Raw genomic sequence first — 16,958 nt, forward strand, 5'->3', positions numbered from 1 at the left:
GGTTTAACTCCGTGTGAGTCCTAACGATTTGCCCTTGTCCAGCACATCCATTGCCGCGAAGCGGATGCGCACCGACTGGAATGTCTGGTTCATGCTCTGGCCCTTCGCCAGCTGCACCGCGACGGTGTTGCCGAGCTGGCCCTGCAGGCCATCTTTCGCCGGCACCACCGCAAACGCTCCGTTCTGCACGATCACCGCATGGGGGCCGCTGGGCAGGTTCTCGATGGCTTCCACGGTGCCCTGAAAGCGGCGGGCCACATCGAGATTGACCGGCTGGCCGTACTTGGACGCTAGCCGTTTCTGTGCATCGGCCAGTTCCATGCCGCGCATGTCTTCGTCAAAGCCGGCCTTGAGGCGCACGCCCGCAGGAGTGCGCTCGGCCATCCGCAGTGCGACCAGGCGGTCGGTACGCGCTTCCAGCGCTTCCAGGAACTGCGCTTGCGTGCGGGTGCGGCTGGTGGCGCCCTTCATCTGCTCAAGGCGACCAGCGGCCAGCTGGTCGTCCAGGAACGTGCGTGCAATGACCTGGCTCTGCTGAGGCAGCGGCCCCTTCCCAAGCACGTCCAGGCGCACAAAGGCGCGCTTGGGGTCGCTGAGTGTGGGATCGGCGTTGACACGCTCCACCAGGTCGACCGGCACCTGGAAGGTGCCGTCCTCCAACTTGGTCACGTGGCCTCGGTACGCCAAGGCGTCCATGCGCCGCACGTGCGCCTCGATGTAGGACTCTGGCGTTGCGTTGCCGGGCAGACGTTTCGGGTCCCATTCCTTGACCTCTTCCAGGTGCGCCTCAGGGGAATAGATCTCATCCTTCAACCGCCGCAGCACGTTTTTGTCTGCCGCCGTGGCGACCGGCGGCGTGTAGCTGTCGAGGGTCACGGTGTCACCGATTTGCCCGCGTTCGACCAGGTGCCGCTCCGACGGGGCACTGAGCGTTGCGTAATGCACCTGGCCGTCGAAGCCGGCGACGACGACGTATTCGGCGCCCGTTCGCTTGTCGGCCTGCCCACGGTCGAGAATGACGCCCTGGACCGGTCCAGATGTCTCTAGGCTCTTTTCGTCTGCCAGTCGCCCGCTCTGGCTCCGCTCGGCTCGAAGATGCGGCTTCAACAGTCCCGCCACCTGGTGTTTCTGCACCATCGCGCGCTCCATGTCGCGCAACTCGTCGTCAAATCCGGCCTTCAGGCGCACCCCAGCGGGAGTGCGCTGGGCCAGCTGCAACTCAACCAGGCGGTCGGCACGCGCTTCCAGTGCGTCTAGGAACTGCACCTGGGTGCGCGTGCGGATAGTGGTGTTCTTCAGTTGCTCAAGGCGACCAGCGGCCAGCTGGTCGTCAAGGAACGTGCGCCCGATGACTTGGCTCTGGCGGTTGAGCGAGCCTTGCGCCTTCACGTCCAGACGCACGAACGAGTTTTTGTCACGGGCAATGGCTGGATCACCATCGAGCCGCGCCAAGAGGTCTGGCGGCACACGGAACGTGCCGTCAGGCAGCTTGGTGACATGTCCTCGGCTCGCCAGTGCTTCCATGCGATTGACGTGCGCATCGATGTAGGACTCTGGCGTTGCATTCTCAGGCAAGCGCTTCGGGTCCCACGCCTTCACCTCGGCCAGATGCGCGTCCGGGAGATAGACGCCGCTCTTCAAGCGCCTTAGCACGTTCTTGTCCGCAGACGTGGCGGCTGGCGGCGTGTAGGTGCCCAGCTCCACGGTGTCGCCGATGCGTCCGCGCTCAGGCATGTGTCGCTCTGAGTGCATGCTAAGCGTCGCGTAATGCACCTGGCCGTCGAATCCGCCAACGATGACGTACTCGGTGCCTGACAGTTTGTCTGCCAATCCGCGATCAAGGATGACACCCTGCACGGGTGCAGCTTTCAGACTGTCCTTGTCGGCCAGCAGTCCACGCCGGCTACGTTCGGCGTCAAGGTGCGGCTTGAGATCTGTTGCTAGCCTGCGCTCTTGCGCCATCGCACGCATCGCCTCCGGCGCATTCGCGTGGATCTTCCAGCGACCGGGCATCTGCTCGGTGGCTAAGCCGTGGTCACGCAGGATCGCCAGCCGCTGTAGCCGCAATTGCCGCTGTGCATTGCGGAACGGATCTGCATGCACTTTGCCGGCATGGATTAGGCCGCTTTCGCGGCTCTGCTGCTCCCGAAGCATGGACGCATCCAGACCCGTCCAGCGCTCTTGCGTGACCTCCTTCGCAGCAGAGCGATAGATGTCGATATCGCTCCGATATCCCAGCTCGCGTGTTGCCAGCTCACGTGACCGCTCGCGCATGCCATTGCTGATGTAGTCGCGGCTAATCACCAGGTCGCCGCCCTTGTCATCCACCCCGCGCACGATGATGTGCACGTGCGGGTTGTCGGTGTCATGGTGGGCGACGGCCATCCAGTCCAGTTTTGTCCCTAGATCCTGCTCCATCTGTTGCATCAAATCGCGGGTGTAACTTTCTAGATTCAAGTTCGCGCCATCTTCCGGCGAGACGATGAATCGGAACGAATGCCGGTCAGGTTCTGCCCGATCCACGAACTGCGATGTCTGCTCGCGCGTGAGTTCGCCCGTGTCGGTAAACGGGCGCGCCGGCCCACCATCCTTGTCTACGCCGTGGCGTTGCGCATAGTCCACGTGCCGCTGCATGGCGGCTTTTGCTCCGACCCGTGGTGCTGCAACCACACGGGCCTTGATGGTGACGCGCTGCTGTCGGCTTCCGGTGTTGATCCTGACGCCAGCGCCGCGTCCAGCATGGTGCGTGGTCGCGCCGGAAATGCGCCCGGTCCGTGCCGCCCGTTTGGCAGCGCTTTTGACACGGCTGATGACTTCGTTGACCTGGGAGTTGTTACGCGCCTGGCGGCCCTTGGACAGGCGAACGCGCAGCGGCTTGTCGGTGCTGCTTGCACCCTGACTGCCCTTCCCAGCGTCCTGGTCTGGCCCTGCTGAACTGCGCTTTTCACTGCCGACCACGGTCGTCTCCCAGCCCTAAAAAACTATGTTGTAAATTACAACAAGATTAAACGGCAATGTTGTAAGAAAAAGCTAATAGAAATAGTCAGTTAAAACCCACATACCACACACACTTTTATCTTGCCCTTCTTTTCCGCTTCTCCGCCTTTGCCTTCCGACGCCCTCACCCCCTCCGATCAAACCCACCCTTCGCAGAAACCACAGTGCCCGCTCTGGATCTGCTGTAGCGCGTCTCGGAACCGTCGGCCTCGACCAAAAGCCCGACCCTATCGGACGCTACCCGCACAACGCCGCACAAGCGGTCAGCGTGGCCTCGGTTGTGCAGCCTTCGGCCCGGTCCCTGCGAACCCTGTGGGCGCGGCTGCGGGCGACATTACGGGAACAGCATTGGCTTGGGCTTTGGTGGACCGGCGGCCGCTCGCCTTCCCGCTTGCCGGGAAGTTCACCGCCACCCCAGCCGCTTGCGACACCCAGCTCACGTAACCATTGCTCAATCCGCGCGACTCGTTGCCGGTGTTGTACATCGACAAGGCGCCCAGCAGCGCAGGCTTTTCGGCGCGATATTTGGCCCATGTCTGGGCGTAGTTCCGGGCCAAAATGGTGGTGCCAATGCGGACGTTTGTGCATGGGTCTAGTAGGTCAACCGGCGTCACTCCGAACTTGGTCAGATGCTGCGAGTTGATCTGCATCAGCCCGATATCGGTACTGCGACCGGCCCGCACCTGTTCGACTGCGATCCGCTGGGCATCGTCAAGCCGGGTCGGATAGAAGCTACGAACCTGATTGTTGATGGCATACGGATTGCCGCCACTCTCATGCTTGATGATCGCCTGCACGGTTTGCGGATGCACGCCGATGGAGCAGGCGAGAATCACTGACATCAGGTCACTCATGATCGACTCCTATCGAGGATGCTTGCGTCCACAACGGTGTAATGCCTCCGGCGATTACTGACAGCGGAACGAACCCGTAATAGCGGCCGTCATAGCTGTTAGCAAGACCATCACCGATGGTGAAGATGTGCCCCGCTGGAACCCGCGTGCAGCCTTGTAAGACGTGAGGCAATGCCACGCCTGTTCGGTCCGTGGTAGCGACCGCACCCACACGCCGATAGGTGGCTGGGTGACTTGCGGTCGTTGGGGTTGCAATGCTGACTTCGCTGTTCACGCACACCGTGTCGCCAGCAACCGCACCGACACGCTTGATGTAAAGACTTCCGGGCTTCATCCAGCCGCGTTCAAAGCCATAACGCGCTGCCGCATTATGTGGAGAGAATGCGACCAGCTGGCCCCGCTCTGCGCTATGCGTATTGCGATTCAGGAGGTACAGACCTTGCGCCACGCTTGGCGAAAGGTTGGCGATTACGGTGAAACCTAGCGAGGCCAGACTGCTCGCACTTGCCCATCCAAGTGCGGGGGCAATCACTGCTAGGCCTAGGCCGAGTGCTAGCCCTTTGGTGAGCTTCTTTCGTGTCACAGACATGCCGCTAACCTCGCCTTTTGCGGGGGAGTTTGGCTCTCACGTCGGCGGTTAAGACCTTCAACCGCGCCAGTGGCATGCGCTGGAAAAACTGTTCGATACGCGCCAATTCTAGCCGATTTAGGGTGTCAATTTTTGACCGATTCAGGGCTAACCAGGCCACATAAGCGCGCACCCGCGTTGCGCCTGTGATGTCTGCCAGAATGGCGACATCCGGGCGCACTGCCGGCACGCTTTCGCCCGCCTGGCCTGCCGGTAATGCCTCACACAGCACAACCCGCCATCGCGTTGTGCCGTAGTCATTCTGCTCCCATAGATCGAGTGCAAACCGGTCACCAGGTGCGAAGCTCAGAAGCCGGCGACGGGTGCCGTCTTCGCCGATCACCCAGCGGCCAACCTGGCGCGGCTTGCCGGTCAGAATCCGCCGGTTTGTCCAGCCCTTGGCGAAGGCTTCAATGACCTGGGCACCCATCGTCATACCTGCATGCACGCATGCTTGATGCTTTGCATGCAGCTGATCGAAGTGCGCCCTGAGCGCAACTGCATGCAAGCTGCTTTAGCAGTTTGCAGACTTGCATGCACCGTGCGAGATAGCATGCAAGCTGGCGTGCATGCGCGCATGCATTTGGCCTTGCAGGCCTGCATGCAAAGCTGCAAACATGCACGCATGCGAGATTGCGCGCACGCTAGCATGCAAGCATGCTTGCAGCTAAACATGCAAGCCGCTTTGCATGCTCGCATGCGCTATTCGTCGCCGCTGGACTCGGGCGTGTCAGCCAGAGCTGACAATGGCGCAAGACCCATCGAGGTGAGGAACATCGAGATGCCTTTGATGGTGACGTCCTGGATGGTCATGTTGTGGGTGTAGCGAAACTCGGAGATCCGGCGCAGGTCTTCGTCGGTCAGGTGACGGATGGTGATCGTGCGGTTGGCCCCAACCTTGGGCGCGCTCTTCGCCGTCCCGACCTTGGGAGCCGGCTGCGTGGTTGGTTCGGCCGACTTGGCCGATCGCGCCGGCTTGTCTGGCTGGCTGTTCTTGTCCAGGGCGGCGAGCTTGCCGAGCTTGCCGGAGAGTCCAGTGGTCATACGTGGGTTCCTTTGGTTGTGCTTAAAAGCGTGTGCACTTCACGCCACAGGGCGCGAATTTCAAATGCGGCCTTGCCGGCCGGTTCAAATTCGCCCACGGCTTGGCCGTGAGCAAGGGCGCGGCGGTAGGCAGTCCGGTCGTGGATGACTGTTTCCAGCACAGGAATGCCGGTGCTGGCTAGCTCCCGCGCCACTTCCCGCGTCTCACTGGCGCGGATCGGGGCGCTGGACAGGATGAACGCCCCCGGCTTGCCGCTGGCCTGCAATAGCCGAATCGAAGCCGGCGCGGCGGCTAGATCCAGCAGGCTCGGGCGGATCGGCATCAAGGCGAGATCCGCATGCTCTAGCGCGGCCGCGATGCCGGCTGACGCATGCGGGGGGGTGTCCACGATCAATAGGTCATAGCCTTCCTCGGCTGCGGCCTGGACCGCTGGGCCGACATTGGCGGAGGTGATGGCCACCACTTCAAGCGTGGAGTGCTTGCGGGTTTCGGCCCACCCTTTGGCCGAGCCTTGCGGATCGGTGTCGGCCAGCGCAACGCGCAGGCCGGCTTGCTGCGCGGCCACCGCGAGGTGAACGGCGATCGTTGTCTTGCCGGAGCCGCCCTTCTGGACGGCGATGGCGATGGTTTTCATGCACTGCGCTCCTGGTGGAAGTCGCTTGCTTGAGGGCAAGTGTGCAATACCTTAGCAACATGCATGCACGCATGCAAGCTGCTTTAGCTGCACGCATGCTTAGCTGCACGCCAGCATGCATGCTAGCTGGCGCCGCGCCCGCGCGGCTTGGCCTGACCGGTCTTTGGCGAGGCGGGCGAGGTGGCCACCGACTCAAGCGCTGCAAGCCGACCCCGTAAGTTCGCTGCGTCCTCGCGGGCTTGGCCGGCAGCGTTGCGCTGCTCGGCTGCAATCAGGTGCGCCCGGTCCAGCTCGGTGCGTAACTCGCTGGCGCGGGCCTCTGCGGTGCTTGCGCGCTGCTGCAGGTCCACCAGCTCGGTGCGCACCTGGTCAAAAGCGGCCGTGTGGGCGACTGCGGCCGAGGCAGCCTGCTGCATGGCCGTATCCAGCTCGGCAATACGTGCTTGGGCCGCTTCCAACTCAAGCGCCTGGGCTTCGTAGGCGTCGGCCATCTGCTGGCTCAGTGCCTCCGCCTCCTGCCGCTCGGCTTCCCACCCTGCCTGGGCTGCACGCAGCGCGTCGTTGGCCGCCTCTTGGGCGGCCTGCCAAATCGCCACCACGGCCGAGCCAGCGGCCTGCTGCACGGGCTCGGGCACCTGGACGGCAGCAGGAGCCGGACGCGCTTGCGTGCGCCGCCACTCTTTCATGACGGTGCTTGCTTCGTTCATGTTGACCTTAGCCGCCTTGCGCACGGCATCGACGGTCGGGAAGACCTCACGCCCGGCCTGGTCATACAGCGCATCAGCAGCCTTGAAGATGCGATCACGTGCGTCTTGGGACGGGTCCATGTGCGGCTCCTGCGGCCTAGTAGGTAAGAAGAATAATAATATTATTCTTCTTACTGTGCAACCGGGTTTGCAGTTGATTGCATACCGTTCGTCGGGACGTGGTGTGATCGCAGCTGGCGGACTCGGCGAGGCGTACACGCACACGGCTGCACCGCGCCTAGGCATCGGCGTGGGTGTTGAGCTGGGCGGGGTCGGCGCTGACGCGCGGCGCGGGTGCACCTGGTCAGGTGCAAGCCAAAAAAAACGGCGCCGGTTGCCCGACGCCGCTGCGTTACGTGTTACCTACCGCTTACCGCCTCGGGTAAGACCGGCAGTGTGTTCTGACCGATTCCCATCGCCCAAAACGGCGACGAAGGTAGCGGCGAACACTCACTGGCTTGGGCCAGGTACAACTACAACAGATGACACTGCTCATAAAAAACACCTATCCCATGAGGAAAGGTGGTCTCCACAGCAGCCCGGCGCTAGCTGCCTGTTCGAAAAACACTTACAAAAAGCTAACGCAATTGCGCTATAATTTCGAAACACCACGTAACGAAGTCAAAAACGCAACCTTGCTGCCGTGCAAGGCTGTATAGCTGGGAACTTCCTACACAGTCACACCCGCTGAACCATTTCAGCTAAATGCACCCTTTAAAAGCTATCTGCTGCCAGGCGGGTAGCTTTCGCGTGTGCATCTACCACAGATAGTGACACAGTGCCGTTCAGATTGCAAGCAATCTGCCGTTAATGGGCGTTAGATCCGCACTGATTGTCCTGCTAGCGGAACAGTGGCGTTATTTCCGGCATGGCCGCGCTGCCGGCAACACAATCCACCCGTTAGCACCCGTTCTGGGCTTGTTGAGTCCGTTTCTTTCGCTGCTTCCGGCACCGCGCATCACTCCATCGGCAGTGATCGTGTCGGCTCTGTGTGCGCGTAGCGCACGGCGACCGCTCTTAAACGCAGACCACCCGAAGCCGGCAGCCCTTCCAGGGTCATGCCCTGTCTCGAAGTCCGGCTAATTACTCCCTGCTGACCCGCTTTTGCTGTTTGCGGGAGGGAACCGCCGCCACTGCGCGCCGGCTTTGTTTGGTTTCCCGATGTTGCTTAGGCGCAGTGGCGGTGGGAGGGGCGCAGCCCCTCTATTGAGCTTCTAACGCTGTCGTCGTCGCGCAGCGGCGGCGACGCCGATCAGCTGTTAAGCGCTCTACTGACTGTGTTTTCAACCGTAGGTTGACTGGTTGGCCTGCCAAATAAAGAGGACAAATAACGCCACTTCCCCACAGGCTTCCCACAGGCTTGTCCCCCCGCAGCGGTGGGTAACTCGCTGCGGGGGAGTCCGTTGGTGGCGAAAGGCGGGTGATCGAGGGAGGGTGTGGGCGTCGCCCGGCCCTGGCGGCGGCAAAATTGCTACGCGGGCGCCTGTTTCCACGGTGCGGGGCAGGGGCCAGCCTGCCGGCGGCGGCTACTCGAACAGGGAGAGGATGTCGGCGATGTGCCGTGTGGCGCTCTGTGCGCCCGCTGACGGGTCGCCAGTGGCGCGGTGTGCCGCTGGGCGGGCATCGCCCGTGCGTGGCCTGGTTGCCGCCTCTTGGCGCGATTGACGGCGTGCTTGCGCCTCCGTGAAGGAGGCCGCGCCGGACCCGCGCGCCTGGTCGGCGTGCTGGCGGTCGCGCTTGAGCAACCAGCTGGTGCCGGTCATGGCGCATAACCGTTGTAGGTTGAGCCGGCGCACGCCTGGCTCGCTGCGCCACAGGTCGCCGCCCTCGGCGTCCTTCTTGTGCCGGCGGACCTGCTTGGTGGGGAATGCCCACCCAAGGCTCACCATCATGTCGATCGATCGGCGCGCCCGCTTCACCTCGGCCTCTGTCTGCCCGCCATAGGCGAGCTGGGCGATGTCGTGCAGCGTGTAACGCTGCCAGCGGCCACCGGCTTGCCGGGGTTTGCCCACAAACCCGGTGCGCACGTCGGATAGGTAGAGCAATGCAACGGACATGGCCAGCAGCGAATCGGCCCCATCCGAGCGCAGCGCCCGCACCCGCGTCAGCGCCTTTTCCAGGGCATAGCCGGCCACGATGACGTTGCGGCTAATCCGCATCCACAGGGAGCCTCGGCGGTGTTCCAGGCCGCGCACCAGCGCTTCGCGGGTGGCATCGAGGACGCCCGGCCGGCGCTTCTTGCCGGCCAGCGGCTTGGGCTGACGCCAGTGCACACGCTTGTGCGGCCGGCCGCTGGTGGCGGTCGGTTCTGTGCCTGGCGTGTGTGAGCCTGGGTCTACTGCTGACATGTCCCGCGCCGATGAACGGCAGCGGGGCGGGGTGTTTGGCTTGTGGGCCTTCGCATCCTTTCCCTCTTGCACGGCTTCGCCGGCGGGATTAGGATGGGGGCATCGATTGGCCCATCTGTCTGGTTTTTTCCCGCCAGACCAGTGAAGAAAAAGCCGCCCTTGCCGGGGCGGTTTTTTCGTTTTCGGGGGGTCTACTGCGCTAGCAGCACTCCCGCCCGCGTTGTCATATCGCTGCCAAGTATCGGCCTGCGGCCCTTAAACCGCAAGCAGCTGCCGTGTGCACATACATTGCACACCTTTGGGATGTGCGCTTTTGCACGTTGGCATTACGTCGTCGGCTCGGATCGATCGCCCTGGCGCTGAATGCGCTCATAGACTTCTTCGCGGTGGACGGGCACGTGCGGCGGGGCGGCAATACCAATGCGGACCTGGTTGCCTTTGACACCCAAAACCGTCACGGTCACCTCGTCGCCGATCATCAACGCATCGCCAATGCTGCGGGTGAGAATGAGCATGTGGGTTTCCTGCAGGAGGGTGGGAATGGTGGAAGCACCGCTGCGCTGCGTCCAGCTGCCGGCCAGCGCGATGCATCCAAGGACATACGGCGCATTACGCGCCTTCGATCGCTGCCGGCGCACGCACAGGCAGCCCGAAGTCAGCGGCCAGCTGGCTTGCTGCCTCGGCAGTGAGGATGTAGTGCCCGCCGGCAATGACCAGCGCGGCTAGGCTGTTGGACAGGGCTGTCGGCGAGAGGATGAAGACATCGAGCGCGGCCAGACCATAGACCGTGCAATACGCCGGGCCTGCGGTATCGCCGACGCGCTTGGCCAAGTGCACGCCGAATTGTGGCCGGCCCGACTCCACTTGGCTGCGCACGTGCAGCAGCAAGCCTGGATGCGGGGTTCGATAGCTGCCGGTGCGCGTGTTGCCGTGGTTGGATCTGCTGTATTCCATGTGTCGTTCCTTCGCAAGGCTCACGGTGTGCACAACCATTGCACACCGTGAGTGTAAAAAAAAGCTGCCGCCGCAGCTTTACGTGAGTAGATACAACATCCAGCAGAGCCATGCGGTGGCAAGGCATGCCTCCAAGCGGTTGGCAATATGCAGCATTTTCTGATCGTCCATCTTGACGCCTCCTACTGTGTCATTAGCGGGACCTGTACGCGATCCAGAAAAGCCCCCCCAGACCGCAAACAACGCCGACCAGGTAGATCACCCACGCGTTGTCGCTGATTGGACTGCTAAATGCCGCATTGGGTGCGGCCGGCTCAAAGGTCGCAAGGCCGTAGATGCCAAAGCCGACAAGTACGCAGCTCAGGACCAGGAATACGAAATAGTGCCGGATGGCGTACAGAAGCGAGTGGCGAAATTTCATCGTGATGACTCCAAGGGTGAACAACAGCGGCGGCTTGCCGCACTAGGATAAATCAAGCGTAGCTTGACCAGTATTGCGGGCGACCGTCCCACGGGTGGGCGTAGCTGCTGCTGGACAGCTTGACGCCATTGCGGGGGTTGACGCGCTTGCGGATCGGCTCGGCCTTCGTGTACTGGCCTGGAACCGGGGTGGTGGTGCCGGACATGTTGCCGGTGTCCTGCCGCTCCTGGACCAGCTCGCGCAGGGTCACGGTGCGATTCTGCACGGCGACGACTTCATAAAAATCCACGTTGGTTTGCTCGTAGCCGTAGCTGGACACCAGCACGGCCCCCACTTCCAGCGTGTGCGGCCGCTTGGCTTCTGCGCGGCGTTCGGCGTGGGCGTCGGCAACGCGCTGCCGGCGCTCAGTGAACCGGGCAATTTCGGCGTCGGCCTCGGCCTGCGAGCGGAACGAATAGCGGTCCAGCTTCAAGCTCTTGCCGTGAAACTCGGTCACGATGATGCGGCCGAGTTCTTCGGCAACGTAGTAGCGGGAGCCGTCGGCCAAGTCGTGCGGCTTGTAGGCATAGCGCGGACCTGTGAGGTCATCACGCCACTGCGCACGCTCGGCGGCAGTGAGGGAGGCGGGGTGGGGTAGCTTGCGCATGGCGGTGTGTCCTGGTCAGTGGTTGGGGGTGTTGGCCAACAGCGCAGCGGCGGCGCGGTCGTGGTCGGCTTGTTCGGTGAGTGCGATCGCTTTGCGTGCCAGCTCATGGGCGCGGAACAGGCTGCGTGCGCCTCCGGCGGGCAGCTCGCGCAGCTGCTGGGCTTCGCGGCGCAAGCGCGCTGCATGCGCCCGGCAAGCGCGCTCATGGCGGCGGTGGTCGGCGATCAGTGCACGCACGTTGTCGGCGGCAGTCATGCGGCACCGCCAACACGATCCAGAAGCCGGCAGCGCTCGCACTGGATCGCAGGCAGTGGCGGCAACGCTGGGCAGCAAAGGCATGGCGTTGACCGCACGAAGTCGGTCAGCTCTGCGAGTACGGCGCGGGCTTGGCGCAGACCGGCGTCAACACTCACGCCGTGGATCTGCTCGGTGGTCTTGGCCTGGTCCATCGTCGGTTCCTCGATCGTTCCGGCCAGTGGTGTGCAATACCATTGCACACCACTAGGCAAAAAAAGGGGGTCAGTCTTCGGTGGGCTGCATGATGGTGATGACCGGCTCGGCATCGTCGCCGGGGCCGATGTGCATGTGCAGGGTCACAATGCGGGCCTGGTGGCCTCGGCCCTCACGGGGCACCCGATGCAGGGCGAACGGCACGCGGTTGGCGTCACCGCCACGGGCGGCGAAGTTGCGCGCCATGAACAGCACATCCCACAGCCGGCCTTGCTCGTCCTGCGGCACATGCTTGCGCTTGGTGTCCTCCTGGCTCCATGCCACGCAGTCGGCCCAGACGGCCCGCGTGACGGCAACCGGCACCTTAAAGCCGGCCTCGCGGGCGAGGGCAGACACGTCCACCAGGTCGCCGTCCTCCAACAGGTTGGCGCGGGTGTGCGAATGGATGATGTCAGACGCTGTAAACATGGCAGTTATCTCCGTTGGCTTCTGCAAGGTGTGCAATGTCTTTGCACAACTCCATATTAGCGAGTTGCATGCATGCATGCAAGCATGCAAACATGCATGCATGCACACACTGCGTTCTGCCCTTGGAACACCTGCGCCGGGTAAAACTCAGGGGGTCGGCGCACCCGGTCGATCGCTGCGCTTGGTCCCCGGCAACGCTTTGCCCAGCCCACCGCCCGAAGCTCGATCACGTGACAAGGCCGGCATGCATGACCAGGCCGCACACATCACCCTGCAAACCCGCTTTTGCGATTGGCCGTCGCCGGCAGCGCAGCCACGTGTGCGCGTGCCACACTTCGCCCATCACTGGCGAGGGCGACACACATGCAAGAACAAGAGGCTCCCGATGACGAATGCCCAATGTGCGGCGGGGAGGGTGGTTGGCCCGGCCTCACTGAGAGGGTGACGTGTAAGCCCTGCAAGGGCACCGGCAAAAACATGTTGCCGCCGCCCGATGCCTGGGTGGATCTGCGGCACTGAGGCACAAAAAAGCCGCCGGGATCTCCGACGGCTTTTTGCTGATGGGCGGGTTCCGCCCGGTTTACTCCGGCAGGTTCCAATCTTCGCCTTTGTCCCTCGGCTCGCGCTTCTTCACGATCAGCGTGATTTCGCCGTCGATCGCCACCGGGACGGTACGCAGCTTGAGCGTATAGCCACCGCCCTGGTTAGGGAACGCAACACCGCAGCGGAACCACTCGGTGCCTGCTTCTCCGCCGCGCTTGGTGTACGGGTGTGGTGCAACCACGTCGAAGCGATCGCGTTCGTGCTGCTCTGGTGCCGGTGCTTTGGATTCGGTCTTGGCCATCGTCGTCACTCTCCTGGCAATTGGATGCGTGCTTGGTGTGCAGTGTGTTTGCACACCACGATGCTAGCTCATGCACGCCCCGCATGGAACGGCCTGCGCTCGATCTGGCTCCGGGGGTCCATGCACCTGGTCGATCGCTGCGCCTGGTCCCCGGCAACGCTCTACCCAAGCCACGGCCCGAAGCTCGATCACGTGCAAAGGGCAGCACGCGCCACCAGGCCGGCCACATCACTCCCTGCTGACCCGCTTTTGCCAACATCGCGGCCGTCCACGCGTGATCCACGGCCAGCGCGCCAGCGCTGCCCGTCGCCGTGGGGGATGGTTGTATCCATCCCCAGGCGTCGGGGGAGCGGTGGGTCACGGGTGGGCGGGCCTGCCTATTGCAGCTCGTCCCCGGCTTGTCCTCGGCGTGCGGCCAACGGCCGCCGGCGACCAGGTGGTGCCGTCCACCTGGTCGCCGGTAGCGGTGGGCAAGCGGGGGGCGACGTTGCTGATCGGCGCAGCCGATGCCGGCGTGCTTCTGCAAGCGGAGCGCGCAGGGGCGAGGATTAGGGCCGACTGGCGATGACGCGGCACGCGGCATCGGTGCGCAGCACCCCAAGCCGGTGACCGCTTGCGGTCACGTCCCCGTCTGGCATGTGGATCTGCGCCGTCGTGCTTTGCTGTTGCTCTTGGCGGATGCAGCGAAGCGAAAAACGGGGCTTTCGCCCCGTTCCTCCTTAGTTGAGTTTTTCGACCAGCGCCGCGATGGCTGTGACCAGCGTCGCCAGGGCCGTGATGATGGCCGGCAAGTTTTCCAGCACCGTTGTGAGGGCTTGATGCGTGCGTTTTTTCATAGTGCGTTCCTTTCGGCGCGGGGTTATTGATCGCGCACCGATCAGGCGCATGGCGGATAAGGTTGGCGTGCAAGGGGGAACCCGGAAGCCGCAGCGCAAGCGACCGCAGGGAGTGCGAACGGGTGAGGATTCGCCCTAGCACGGCGGCCGCGCCATGCGATGTTCGGGGCATGCTGGCGATCAATAACGCTGCCTCGATGCGAAGGAAGCGCACTATGAGCACGCATCAAGGCCGGGGTGCTGGATGCCGGGCATTGGCCCTGGCGACGCTGGTCATCGCGGCGCTGGTCGAAAAACGGCGTGCTGGACGGGGCGGGGTTTTGCTTCTGCAAGCGGAGCGCGCAGGGGCGAGGATTAGGGCCGACTGGCGATGACGCGGCACGCGGCATCGGTGCGTAGCACCCCAAGCCGGTGACCGCTTGCGGTCACGCCCCCGCCTGGATTGGATCAGATTCACGGCACTGCCTGGTTTTCGCATGTTCTGCGACATCGGCATGGGTAATGTGGTGCATGGGCAATCGCAAACGACCTCGACTCGATCCGTGGCTATTCGGCCCACCTGGCGTGTGTGACGCGTGCGGCGGCCCGTGCGGAACGATGGATCAAGCGGGGATCGTCCGCTACTTCTGTTTCGCTGGCGTGTTCATGCACCGCTCGTTCTGGCAATTTGCACGCTGCCCGAGCTGCAAAGGCTTGGACGTGTTTTGCAGCGACTGCGGCGGTCGCGGCTATGTGTCGACGCCACGCGAGGACATCGATGTTGATGAGTTACGGCGCTGCTGGGCGTCGGTTGTTGCACGCCACAGCGAGTTTGGTGAGGATTTACCGGCGCCGATTGCGGTGTGGAAACGGTAGGCCTGCAACCGGCACGGTGCTTGTTATGGGTCGGCGCCGATCACAAACAGCGGATCGGGACTGATCGGCTTACCGTTGGTATCGATCACCCATACGCCCCAGTGCGTCGCAAAAAACACGTGGCCTATGCGGACATCTGTTGTCTCTTTACCGCCGTCAAGAGCAATAAATTTGTCCACCATTGAAATGGTGTGACCGCCACCAACGCTCCATGCGAGTGACGCGAGCGGTGGCGTGCCTGGTCCGCGGATCGCACCAATCACGCGGTACTCAAGCTCTAGATCGGGCGCAAGGGTAATTGCGTTTGTGGGATCCGTGAGTTCAATAGATTGGGCACCGTCCGTTAGGTTGATCCCGACGTCCTGGATGTTGCGACGATCGCCCACCTGTGCCCTGAAAAACCAATTTTCCTCGAAAGTGAACACTGAACCCAAGGGGACATCAATGTCCCTTTTAAGCACGAATGCACTTGCTCTGATCGTCATGAGTGTTGCTCCGTTGGCAGTTGCTGGGTTCAAGATGTGCTGTTCAAAAGCCGACGTCCACCCAATTTTGAGTAGCGCCCCAGTTTGGAGTCCAATTCCCTACCCCGAGGAGATTGGACGTGAAGAAGCGCTTTACCGAGGAACAGATCATTGGCTTCCTGCGCGAAGCCGAAGCGGGCATAGCGATCAAGGACCTATGCCGGCGCCATGGCTTCAGCGAGGCCTCGTACTACCTGTGGCGCAGCAAGTTCGGCGGGATGAGCGTGCCCGATGCCAAGCGGCTCAAGGACCTTGAGTCCGAGAATGCTCGACTGAAGAAGTTGCTAGCCGAGCAGCTGTTCGAGAACGACCTGATCAAGGATGCGCTGCGAAAAAAGTGGTAAGCGCACCGGCGCGTCGTACGCTGGTGCGCGAGTGGATCGGGCGCGGTGCCAGCGAGCGTCGTGCCTTGGCAGCGATCGGCATGAGCGCCAGTGCGCTGCGCTATTGCCCGCGCGAAGACCGCAATGGCGAACTGCGCGAGCGCATTCTTGCGCTGGCGCATCGCCATCGTCGCTATGGCGTGGGGATGATCTATCTCAAACTGCGACAGGAAGGGCGCATCGTGAACTACAAACGCGTGGAGCGGTTGTACCGCGAACAGCAGCTACAGGTCCGGCGGCGCAAGCGCAAAAAAGTGCCAATAGGCGAGCGTCAGCCGCTGCTGCGGCCATCGCAGGCCAACCAGGTGTGGTCGATGGACTTCGTGTTCGACCGCACTGCCGAAGGGCGGGTGATCAAGTGTCTGGTGATCGTGGACGATGCAACCCACGAAGCGGTCGCCATCGACGTGGAGCGCGCGATCTCGGGACATGGCGTTGCGCGCGTGCTGGATCGGTTGGCACACAGTCGCGGCTTGCCGAAGGTGATCCGCACTGACAACGGCAAGGAGTTTTGCGGTAAGGCGATGGTCGCCTGGGCGCATGCCCGTGGCGTGCAGTTGCGGCTGATCCAACCCGGCAAACCGAACCAGAACGCCTACGTCGAATCCTTCAATGGCCGACTACGCGACGAATGCCTCAACGAGCACTGGTTCCCGACACTGCTGCACGCGCGCACCGAAATCGAACGCTGGCGACGCGAATACAACGAGGACCGACCCAAAAAAGCAATCTGCGGCATGACCCCGGCTGCGTATGCCCAACATCTGGCAAACACCGATATCATTACCCCCGGACTCTAAACCAAGCCACTACTCAGGGTGGGGGGACGTCGCAGCTAGGCGAACTAGACTAGCGAGCTCTAGCTTTATCGACCTGACAATGAATTTCTTTGTATTTCTGGATATATTACCTGACCGGAGAGGATCTCCGGCATATCAAGGAGAAAGTACGTGGCAAGTCGACACAAGATTGGTTGCATCAATAAAGATGATCGCCAAGATAAATATAACCGCATCACGCACGTTGGCGGCACGGGTTCTGACGGCAAGCGATGGAAGCTAAGCCTTGATGAAGCCATCAATGGGATCGAGACAGACAAATATGCCTTCTTCACTCATGTCGGAGGTCATGAGAGAGATGTGATCGTGGCAACGTCAAGAAGCGGAAGGAAATATCTGCGGACCACTGCCGATCACGATACTCCGGACAATTTGCTGAGCCTTCCCGAATGTCCGTGACCTAAGGAAGGTCTGAACAACGCGGCCTGAGAGCGCGGAATGTCGCATCGTTCTGGAGAGTCGCGTTTGGATCTCTCCGGATTTTTG

Annotated in this window: 19 protein-coding genes; 2 read left to right on the forward strand and 17 right to left on the reverse strand. The window is 62.4% G+C overall.

The annotated features are described in order from the left end of the window. Window positions 1-3: 3 nt before the first annotated feature. The 17 genes from XcyCFBP4188_RS19800 to XcyCFBP4188_RS19895 form a co-directional block, all read right to left on the reverse strand. A complete protein-coding gene (locus XcyCFBP4188_RS19800; RefSeq protein ID WP_104592696.1) occupies window positions 4-2,634 on the reverse strand; it encodes a DUF3363 domain-containing protein in 2,631 nt (876 codons plus the stop codon). Between the two features lie 626 nt (window positions 2,635-3,260). Beyond that, window positions 3,261-3,851 carry a lytic transglycosylase domain-containing protein gene (locus XcyCFBP4188_RS19805; protein WP_046932097.1) on the reverse strand — a complete coding sequence of 197 codons (591 nt, stop codon included), beginning with the start codon at window positions 3,849-3,851 and terminating at the stop codon, window positions 3,261-3,263. Beyond that, complete coding sequence (gene lepB, locus XcyCFBP4188_RS19810; protein ID WP_074053066.1) at window positions 3,844-4,440, reverse strand: signal peptidase I; 597 nt, start codon at window positions 4,438-4,440, stop codon at window positions 3,844-3,846. The genes XcyCFBP4188_RS19805 and lepB overlap by 8 nt, the downstream gene beginning before the upstream one ends. Window positions 4,441-4,444: 4 nt before the next feature. Beyond that, window positions 4,445-4,909 carry a DUF2840 domain-containing protein gene (locus XcyCFBP4188_RS19815; RefSeq protein ID WP_104592697.1) on the reverse strand — a complete coding sequence of 155 codons (465 nt, stop codon included), beginning with the start codon at window positions 4,907-4,909 and terminating at the stop codon, window positions 4,445-4,447. Window positions 4,910-5,181: 272 nt separating this feature from the next. Continuing rightward, on the reverse strand, window positions 5,182-5,523 hold the full coding sequence (locus tag XcyCFBP4188_RS19820) for a hypothetical protein (RefSeq protein ID WP_046932095.1): 342 nt from the start codon (window positions 5,521-5,523) through the stop codon (window positions 5,182-5,184). Then, on the reverse strand, window positions 5,520-6,158 hold the full coding sequence (gene parA, locus XcyCFBP4188_RS19825) for a ParA family partition ATPase (RefSeq protein ID WP_046932094.1): 639 nt from the start codon (window positions 6,156-6,158) through the stop codon (window positions 5,520-5,522). Before parA ends, XcyCFBP4188_RS19820 begins: the two co-directional genes overlap by 4 nt. A 122-nt stretch (window positions 6,159-6,280) precedes the next feature. Then, on the reverse strand, window positions 6,281-6,985 hold the full coding sequence (locus XcyCFBP4188_RS19830; RefSeq protein WP_046932092.1) for a DNA-binding protein: 705 nt from the start codon (window positions 6,983-6,985) through the stop codon (window positions 6,281-6,283). Window positions 6,986-8,430: 1,445 nt separating this feature from the next. Beyond that, a complete protein-coding gene (locus XcyCFBP4188_RS19835; RefSeq protein ID WP_046936378.1) occupies window positions 8,431-9,252 on the reverse strand; it encodes a hypothetical protein in 822 nt (273 codons plus the stop codon). Between the two features lie 326 nt (window positions 9,253-9,578). Further along, the gene (gene csrA / locus XcyCFBP4188_RS19840; RefSeq protein ID WP_046932121.1) at window positions 9,579-9,767 is read right to left on the reverse strand and encodes a carbon storage regulator CsrA; all 189 of its coding nucleotides are present in this window, start codon (window positions 9,765-9,767) and stop codon (window positions 9,579-9,581) included. A gap of 94 nt (window positions 9,768-9,861) precedes the next feature. Next, on the reverse strand, window positions 9,862-10,206 hold the full coding sequence (locus XcyCFBP4188_RS19845) for a hypothetical protein (RefSeq protein WP_046932119.1): 345 nt from the start codon (window positions 10,204-10,206) through the stop codon (window positions 9,862-9,864). Between the two features lie 193 nt (window positions 10,207-10,399). Next, window positions 10,400-10,627, reverse strand: a complete 228-nt coding sequence (locus XcyCFBP4188_RS19850; protein ID WP_046932118.1) for a hypothetical protein — start codon at window positions 10,625-10,627, stop codon at window positions 10,400-10,402. A 52-nt stretch (window positions 10,628-10,679) separates the two neighbouring features. After that, on the reverse strand, window positions 10,680-11,273 hold the full coding sequence (locus tag XcyCFBP4188_RS19855) for a hypothetical protein (protein ID WP_046932085.1): 594 nt from the start codon (window positions 11,271-11,273) through the stop codon (window positions 10,680-10,682). Between the two features lie 15 nt (window positions 11,274-11,288). Further along, window positions 11,289-11,528: a hypothetical protein gene (locus XcyCFBP4188_RS19860; RefSeq protein WP_019238181.1), complete on the reverse strand. Its 240-nt coding sequence runs from the start codon at window positions 11,526-11,528 to the stop codon at window positions 11,289-11,291. Beyond that, window positions 11,525-11,722: a hypothetical protein gene (locus XcyCFBP4188_RS19865; protein ID WP_046941444.1), complete on the reverse strand. Its 198-nt coding sequence runs from the start codon at window positions 11,720-11,722 to the stop codon at window positions 11,525-11,527. The genes XcyCFBP4188_RS19860 and XcyCFBP4188_RS19865 overlap by 4 nt, the downstream gene beginning before the upstream one ends. A 70-nt stretch (window positions 11,723-11,792) precedes the next feature. After that, complete coding sequence (locus tag XcyCFBP4188_RS19870) at window positions 11,793-12,191, reverse strand: DUF6573 family protein (protein WP_040942451.1); 399 nt, start codon at window positions 12,189-12,191, stop codon at window positions 11,793-11,795. A gap of 580 nt (window positions 12,192-12,771) precedes the next feature. Beyond that, window positions 12,772-13,035, reverse strand: a complete 264-nt coding sequence (locus XcyCFBP4188_RS19875) for a hypothetical protein (RefSeq protein ID WP_046932075.1) — start codon at window positions 13,033-13,035, stop codon at window positions 12,772-12,774. A gap of 1,714 nt (window positions 13,036-14,749) precedes the next feature. Further along, window positions 14,750-15,211, reverse strand: a complete 462-nt coding sequence (locus XcyCFBP4188_RS19895; RefSeq protein ID WP_104592693.1) for a hypothetical protein — start codon at window positions 15,209-15,211, stop codon at window positions 14,750-14,752. Between the two features lie 119 nt (window positions 15,212-15,330). Here XcyCFBP4188_RS19895 and XcyCFBP4188_RS19900 point away from each other — a divergent pair. After that, window positions 15,331-16,433 (forward strand): IS3 family transposase gene (locus tag XcyCFBP4188_RS19900; RefSeq protein WP_104592694.1). Its coding sequence is split into 2 segments (ribosomal slippage): window positions 15,331-15,589 and window positions 15,589-16,433, totalling 1,104 coding nucleotides; the frame shifts between segments, so codons are not numbered across the junction. Between the two features lie 150 nt (window positions 16,434-16,583). Further along, the gene (locus tag XcyCFBP4188_RS19905; protein ID WP_005918301.1) at window positions 16,584-16,871 is read left to right on the forward strand and encodes a DUF3892 domain-containing protein; all 288 of its coding nucleotides are present in this window, start codon (window positions 16,584-16,586) and stop codon (window positions 16,869-16,871) included. Window positions 16,872-16,958: the final 87 nt, after the last annotated feature.

The sequence above is a fragment of the Xanthomonas hortorum pv. cynarae genome (assembly GCF_002939985.1).
Lineage (GTDB): Bacteria > Pseudomonadota > Gammaproteobacteria > Xanthomonadales > Xanthomonadaceae > Xanthomonas > Xanthomonas hortorum_D.